Annotated in this window: 7 protein-coding genes; 2 read left to right on the top strand and 5 right to left on the bottom strand. The window is 68.8% G+C overall.

All coding sequences use genetic code 11. From position 1 onward, the window contains the following. Positions 1–15 precede the first annotated feature (15 nt). Complete coding sequence (locus L7D48_RS05970) at positions 16–336, bottom strand: metal-sensitive transcriptional regulator (RefSeq protein WP_237877825.1); 321 nt, start codon at positions 334–336, stop codon at positions 16–18. Between the two features lie 204 nt (positions 337–540). Here L7D48_RS05970 and L7D48_RS05965 point away from each other — a divergent pair, with 204 nt between their 5' ends. Together L7D48_RS05965 and L7D48_RS05960 are read left to right on the top strand one after the other, a co-directional pair. After that, positions 541–1,161 carry a DUF47 domain-containing protein gene (locus L7D48_RS05965; RefSeq protein WP_237877824.1) on the top strand — a complete coding sequence of 207 codons (621 nt, stop codon included), beginning with the start codon at positions 541–543 and terminating at the stop codon, positions 1,159–1,161. A gap of 5 nt (positions 1,162–1,166) precedes the next feature. Further along, on the top strand, positions 1,167–2,162 hold the full coding sequence (locus L7D48_RS05960; protein ID WP_237877823.1) for an inorganic phosphate transporter: 996 nt from the start codon (positions 1,167–1,169) through the stop codon (positions 2,160–2,162). Between the two features lie 353 nt (positions 2,163–2,515). Here the strand turns inward: L7D48_RS05960 and pstB are convergent, their stop codons facing one another. The 4 genes from pstB to pstS form a co-directional block, all read right to left on the bottom strand. After that, on the bottom strand, positions 2,516–3,292 hold the full coding sequence (pstB, locus tag L7D48_RS05955) for a phosphate ABC transporter ATP-binding protein PstB (protein ID WP_237877822.1): 777 nt from the start codon (positions 3,290–3,292) through the stop codon (positions 2,516–2,518). Positions 3,293–3,324: 32 nt separating this feature from the next. Continuing rightward, positions 3,325–4,401 carry a phosphate ABC transporter permease PstA gene (gene pstA, locus L7D48_RS05950; RefSeq protein WP_237877821.1) on the bottom strand — a complete coding sequence of 359 codons (1,077 nt, stop codon included), beginning with the start codon at positions 4,399–4,401 and terminating at the stop codon, positions 3,325–3,327. Further along, positions 4,401–5,396, bottom strand: a complete 996-nt coding sequence (gene pstC / locus L7D48_RS05945; protein WP_237877820.1) for a phosphate ABC transporter permease subunit PstC — start codon at positions 5,394–5,396, stop codon at positions 4,401–4,403. Before pstC ends, pstA begins: the two co-directional genes overlap by 1 nt. 138 nt (positions 5,397–5,534) lie before the next feature. Beyond that, positions 5,535–6,662, bottom strand: coding sequence for a phosphate ABC transporter substrate-binding protein PstS (pstS, locus tag L7D48_RS05940; protein WP_237877819.1), 1,128 nt, complete (start codon positions 6,660–6,662; stop codon positions 5,535–5,537). Positions 6,663–6,750 lie beyond the last annotated feature (88 nt).

The raw sequence follows: 6,750 nt of genomic DNA, 5'->3' as shown, positions 1-6,750 counted from the left end.
GGGACGGGGTGGGCGTCAGGTGCGCAGCAGCCGGGCGATGGCGGCCGTGGCCTCCTCCACCTTGGCGTCGACCTCCTCGCCGCCCTCGGTGGCCGCATGGGCCACGCAGTGGCGCAGATGCTCCTCCAGTAGCTGGAGGGCGAAGGACTGCAGGGCCTTGGTGGACGCCGAGACCTGGGTGAGTATGTCGATGCAGTAGACGTCCTCCTCGACCATGCGCTGCAGGCCGCGGATCTGGCCCTCGATGCGCCGCAGCCGTTTGAGGTGGGCGTCCTTCTCCTTGGCGTAGCCGTGCGGACCGTGAGCGGTCTCTGGACGGGCGTCGGTGGTCGTCATACGGTCCTCCCGTGGTCGCCGTGAGGATCAATACCCCCACTGGGTATATGGTACCGAATTTTCCGTTCTGCGGTGATGGGGGCGTGGATCCCCGGGTACGGAGCGTGTGGTCCGATGGGTGACACTGAAGGACGCCGGTTCGATGTGACCGGATGATGCGCCTAGCATCATGAGACCGACAACGATGCACCTCGAGGAATCCCAGTGCGCTTTCGTCTGACCCCCAGGGAGACGAGCTTCTACGACATGTTCGCGGCCTCCGCGGACAACATCGTCACGGGCTCGAAGCTCCTGATGGAACTGCTCGGGGCGGAGACCTCGGCCCGGGCCGAGATCTCGGAGCGCATGCGTGCCGCCGAACACGCCGGTGACGACGCGACCCACGCGATCTTCCACCAGCTGAACTCCTCGTTCATCACACCGTTCGACCGCGAGGACATCTACCGGCTCGCGTCGTCGCTCGACGACATCATGGACTTCATGGAGGAGGCCGTCGACCTCGTCGTCCTCTACCAGATCGAGGAACTGCCCAAGGGGGTCGAGCAGCAGATCGAGGTCCTGGCCCGGGCGGCCGAGCTGACCGCCGAGGCGATGCCGAACCTGCGGACGATGGCCAACCTCACCGAGTACTGGATCGAGGTCAACCGGCTGGAGAACCAGGCCGACCAGATCCACCGCAAGCTGCTGGCCCACCTGTTCAACGGCAAGTACGACGCGATCGAGGTGCTCAAACTCAAGCAGATCGTGGATGTCCTGGAGGAGGCGGCCGACGCCTTCGAGCACGTGGCGAACACGGTGGAGACCATCGCCGTCAAGGAGTCCTGAACCACGTGGACACCTTCGCGCTCGTACTGACCGTCGGGGTCGCGCTCTTCTTCACCTACACCAACGGCTTCCACGACTCGGCGAACGCCATCGCCACCTCCGTCTCCACCCGCGCGCTCACCCCCCGGGCCGCGCTGCTGATGGCGGCGGTGATGAACCTGGCGGGCGCCTTCCTGGGCAGCGGCGTCGCCAAGACCGTCAGCGAGGGGCTGATCGAGACCCCGCACGGCCAGAGCGGGATGGCGATCCTGTTCGCGGCGCTGGTCGGGGCGATCACCTGGAACATGATCACCTGGTACTTCGGCCTGCCGTCCTCCTCCTCGCACGCGCTGTTCGGCGGAATGGTGGGCGCGGCGCTGGCGGGCGGCATCGCGGTGTACTGGTCCGGGGTGTTCTCGAAGATCGTCATCCCGATGTTCGTCTCGCCGCTGGTCGGCCTGCTGCTCGGCTACCTGGTGATGGTGGCCATCATGTGGCTGTTCCGCAGGGCCAACCCGCAGCGCGCCAAGCGCGGCTTCCGCATGGCCCAGACGGTCTCGGCCGCGGGCATGGCGCTCGGCCACGGCCTGCAGGACGCGCAGAAGACCATGGGCATCGTGGTGATGGCCCTGGTGATCGCGGACGTCCAGGACCACGGCCAGATCCCGGTGTGGGTCAAGGTCTCCTGCGCGCTGATGCTGTCGCTGGGCACGTACGCCGGAGGCTGGCGGATCATGCGGACGCTGGGGCGCCGGATCATCGAACTGGATCCGCCGCAGGGATTCGCCGCCGAGACGACGGCGGCCTCGGTGATGTACACCGCCTCGTTCATGTTCCACGCCCCGATCTCCACCACCCATGTGATCACCTCCGCGATCATGGGCGTGGGCGCCACCAAGCGGGTCAGCGCGGTGCGCTGGGGGGTGGCGAAGAACATCGTGCTCGGCTGGTTCATCACGATGCCGGCCGCCGCGCTGGTGGCGGCGGTGAGCTACTGGGTGGTGCGGATGGTCGCGGGCTGAGTCCGCGTTCCGGTGCTGCGGGGGTCCGGCCGGGGGCCGGGGGTCGTCCCCCGGGTGGTGCTGTATCACGATGCCGGCCGCCGCGCTGGTGGCGGCGGTGAGCTACTGGGTGGTGCGGATGGTCGCGGGCTGAGTCCGCGTTCCGGTGCTGCGGGGGTCCGGCCGGGGGTCCGGGGGTCGTCCCCCCGGGAGACACTGCCCGGGCGGTGCGGACGGTCGCGGGCCGAGCCCGCGTTCCCGCGGCCCGAACGTGGGACGCCCGCCCCCCGGGAGCCGGGGGGCGGGCGTTTCGTCTTGCGGTGGCACCGCCATGCAGCACCGCAGACGGCCTGGACGGGCCGGGGCCGGCCGGATCAGCCGAAGCGGCCCGAGATGTAGTCCTCGGTGGCCTGGACCGAGGGGTTGGAGAAGATGCGCTCGGTGTCGTCGATCTCGATCAGCTTGCCGGGCTGGCCGACCGCCGCCAGGTTGAAGAAGGCGGTACGGTCCGACACCCGCGCGGCCTGCTGCATGTTGTGGGTCACGATGACGATCGTGAAGCGCTCCTTCAGCTCGGAGATCAGGTCCTCGATGGCGAGGGTGGAGATCGGGTCGAGCGCGGAGCACGGCTCGTCCATCAGCAGCACCTGAGGCTCGACCGCGATGGCGCGGGCGATGCACAGCCGCTGCTGCTGGCCGCCGGAGAGGCCGGAGCCGGGCTTGTTCAGGCGGTCCTTGACCTCGTTCCAGAGGTTGGCGCCCTTGAGGGACTTCTCGACGACGTCGTCGAGCTGCGACTTCTTGTAGGAGCCGTTGAGTCGCAGGCCCGCCGCCACGTTGTCGTAGATCGACATGGTGGGGAACGGGTTCGGGCGCTGGAAGACCATGCCGATGGTGCGGCGGACGGAGACCGGGTCGACACCGCCGGCGTACAGGTCCTCGTTGTCGAGCGTCACCTTGCCCTCGACGCGTCCGCCGGGGGTGACCTCGTGCATGCGGTTGAGGGTGCGCAGGAAGGTGGACTTGCCGCAGCCGGACGGGCCGATGAAGGCGGTCACGGAGCGGGGCTCGACGGACATGGAGATGTCCTCGATCGCCTTGTGGGAGCCGTAGTACGCGGTGAGGCCGCTGACGTCGATGCGCTTGGCCATGGGGATCACTTCTCTTCTGCTCGTGCGGCCGGTCAGCGGCCGGTCTTCGGGGCCTTCCAGCGGGCTATGCCGCGGGCCACCAGGTTCAGGATCATCACGAAGGCGATCAGCACGAGGGCCGCCGCCCAGGCGCGGTCGTAGGAGGCCTCGTTGCCGTTGGCCCACTGCTCGTAGACGTAGTACGGCAGGGAGGACTGGGCGCCCTCGAAGGGGTTGTTGTTGATCGACTGGGCGCCGAACACCAGCAGCAGGATCGGCGCGGTCTCACCGGCGATACGGGCGACGGCGAGCATGACGCCCGTGGTGATGCCGCCGATCGCGGTGGGCAGCACGACCTTGAGGATGGTGCGCCACTTGGGCACGCCCAGCGCCAGGGACGCCTCGCGCAGCTCGTTCGGGACGAGCTTGAGCATCTCCTCGGTGGAGCGCACGACGATCGGCATCATCAGGATCGCCAGCGCCATGGCGCCGGCGAAGCCGGAGTAGCCGAAGTCCAGGATGATGATCCAGAAGGACAGGACGAACAGACCGGCGACGATCGAGGGGATGCCGGTCATGACGTCGACGAAGAAGGTGACGGCCGTGGCGAGCTTGCCGCGCCCGTACTCGACCAGGTAGATCGCGGTCAGCAGGCCGATCGGCGCCGCGATCAGGGTGGCGATGCCGACCTGCTCGATGGTGCCGATGATCGCGTGGTAGATGCCGCCGCCGGGCTGGAGGGTGATCACACCGCTCATGGAGTGGGTGAGGAAGTACCCGTCCAGGACCTTGGTGCCGCGTGCGATCGTCTCCCAGATCAGGGAGGCCAGCGGGAGGACGGCGACCAGGAAGCTGACCCAGATCAGGCTGGTGGCCAGCCTGTCCTTGGCCTGGCGGCGGCCCTCGACGGCCGTGGTGAGGGCGTAGGTGGCCGCGACGTAGACGATCGCGGCGATCAGGCCCCACTGGATGCGGCTGGCCAGGCCGAACGCCAGGCCGGCTCCGGCGCCGACGCCCGCGGAGAGCAGGGCGAGGCCGGCGGGGGCCCAGCGCGGCAGGCGGGGCTGCCTGAGGGTGTTGCCGGAGGGCGGCACGGTGACCGGGGGCTTCTCCATGACTGCGTTGCTCATCAGGCGTTCGCCCCCGAGTATTCCTTGCGGCGGGCGATGATCAGCCGGGCCGCGCCGTTCACCAGAAGGGTGATGACGAACAGGACGAGGCCGGACGCGATCAGCGCGTCACGGCCGATGTCGCCGGCCTCCTTGAAGCCCGCGGCGATGTTCTGGGCGAAGGTGCCGCCGCCGGGGTTGAGGAGGCTGACGTTGATCAGGAAGTTGGGGGACAGGACGGTGGCGACCGCCATCGTCTCGCCCAGCGCGCGGCCCAGGCCGAGCATCGAGGCGCTGATCACGCCGGAGCGGCCGAAGGGCAGGACGGCCATCCTGATGACCTCCCACCGGGTGGCGCCGAGCGCGAGCGCGGCCTCCTCCTGCATCTTCGGGGACTGCTTGAAGACCTCGCGGCTGACGTTGGTGACGATCGGCAGGATCATGATCGCCAGCAGGATGCCGACGGTGAACAGCGAGCGCGGGGCACCGCCGTTGTAGGCGAAGACGCCGGTCCAGCCGAAGAACTGGTCGAGCCACTCGTACAGGCCGGTCAGGTGCGGCACCAGGAACAGGGCGCCCCACAGGCCGTAGATGATGCTGGGGACGGCGGCGAGCAGGTCCACCACGTACGCCATCGGGGTGGCGATCCGGCGCGGCGCGTAGTGCGAGATGAACAGGGCGATGCCGACGGCCACGGGGACCGCCAGGACCATCGCGATGATCGAGCTGACGATCGTGCCGTAGGCCAGGACCGCGATGCCGAAGACCGGCGGGTCGGCGTTGGCGCTCCACTCGAAGGTGGTGAGGAAGTTGCCCTCGTTCTCGGCGAGGGCGACCAGGGTGCGCCAGGTGAGGAAGACCGCGATGGCGGCCATGATCACCAGCAGCGCGATACCGGAGCCCCGGGAGAGGCCGAGGAAGATCCGGTCGCCCGGACGGGTGGCGGAGTCCTTGCCGGAGGGGCCTTTCGGTGGTGGGTTCTTCGGCGCTGCGGAGGCGGTGGGTGCTATGTCCATGGTTTCTCCGGTCTGGTTAGGGGTGTCATCCCCTGGCGGCGGTGCACCGGATGGGTTGGTCGCGTGCGGAGCGGTTTCGTGTGCGGACGCGGCCGGGCGGCCGGCCCCGCCGGGGTGCGGGGCCGACCGCCTGCTGCGTCAGGAGAGGGAGGAGATGGTCTCGCGGACCTTGGCGATGATCTCGTCGGGGATCGGGGCGTAACCGGCGTCGGCCAGCGCGCTCTGGCCGTCCTCGCTGGCCGCGTAGGTCAGGAAGGACTTGGTCAGGTCCAGGGACTCCTTGTCGTTGCCCTTGTCGCAGACGATCTCGTAGGTCACCAGGACGATCGGGTAGGCGCCCTCGGCCTTGGTGGCGTAGTCCAGCTCCATGGCCAGGTCGCTGCCCTCGCCGACGACCTTGCCGGCGGCGATGGCCGCGGAGGCGTTGTCGACGGTGGCCTCGACGGGCTCGGCGGCGCCGGTGTCGAGCTTCACGGTCGGGATGTTGTTGCCGGTGGCGTAGGACAGCTCGAAGTAGCCGATCGCGCCGTCGTTGTTCTTGACGTTGGTGGCCACACCGGAGGAGCCGTCGGCCGACTGGCCGCCCTTGCCGGCCCAGGCCTTGGCGGGCTCGTACTTCCAGGCGTCGGGCGCGGCGGCGTGCAGGTACTCGGTGAAGTTGTCGGTGGTGCCGGACTCGTCGGAGCGGTGGAAGGCCTGGATCTTGGTGGACGGCAGCTTGGCGTCCGGGTTCAGCTTCTTGATCGCCTCGTCGTCCCACTGGGTGATCTTCGAGTCGAAGATCTTGGCGATGGTCTCGGCGTCCAGGACCAGGTCGTCCACGCCGGCCAGGTTGTAACCGACGGCCACCGGGCCGCCGACCATCGGCAGGTTGATGCCCTGGCCGCCCTCGCAGACCTCCTTGGACTGCTCGACCTCGTCCTCCTTCAGGGCCGAGTCGGAGCCGGCGAAGCCGGTCTTGCCCTGGAGGAACTCCTGGATGCCCGCGCCGGAGCCGGTGGGCTTGTAGTTGACCGCGGAGCCCTCGCAGGCCGCCTGGTAGTTCTTGACCCAGATGTCCATCGCGTTCTTCTGGGCGCTGGAGCCGGACGCGAGGAGGTTGCCCTCGCCGTCGCACTTGATGTTGCTGGCGGCCTTGGTGCCGCTGCCGGTGTTGCCGCCCCCGGTGTTGTCGTCCGAGCCGCAGGCGCTCAGGACCAGTGCGCTGGAAACCACGGCGGCGCCGACGGCGAGCGTGCGGAGCCGGTTGGTGGGCTGAAGCTTCACTTCGTTCAGTTCCTTCCTGGGGCCCGCCGGTGGGGACGGCAAGCGGTGAGGTGTGTCCGGGTCTCGTGTTCAGCATGTGGGGCGGTCC

The sequence above is a fragment of the Streptomyces sp. ICN903 genome (assembly GCF_022015835.1).
Lineage (GTDB): Bacteria > Actinomycetota > Actinomycetes > Streptomycetales > Streptomycetaceae > Streptomyces > Streptomyces fenghuangensis.
This window is presented reverse-complemented; position numbering and strand designations above follow the sequence as displayed.

Coding starts and splice junctions, on each gene's coding strand:
- L7D48_RS05970 (WP_237877825.1), bottom strand. CDS start 336: ATGACGACCACCGACGCCCGTCCAGAGACCGCTCACGGTCCGCACGGC.
- pstB (WP_237877822.1), bottom strand. CDS start 3,292: ATGGCCAAGCGCATCGACGTCAGCGGCCTCACCGCGTACTACGGCTCC.
- pstA (WP_237877821.1), bottom strand. CDS start 4,401: ATGAGCAACGCAGTCATGGAGAAGCCCCCGGTCACCGTGCCGCCCTCC.
- pstC (WP_237877820.1), bottom strand. CDS start 5,396: ATGGACATAGCACCCACCGCCTCCGCAGCGCCGAAGAACCCACCACCG.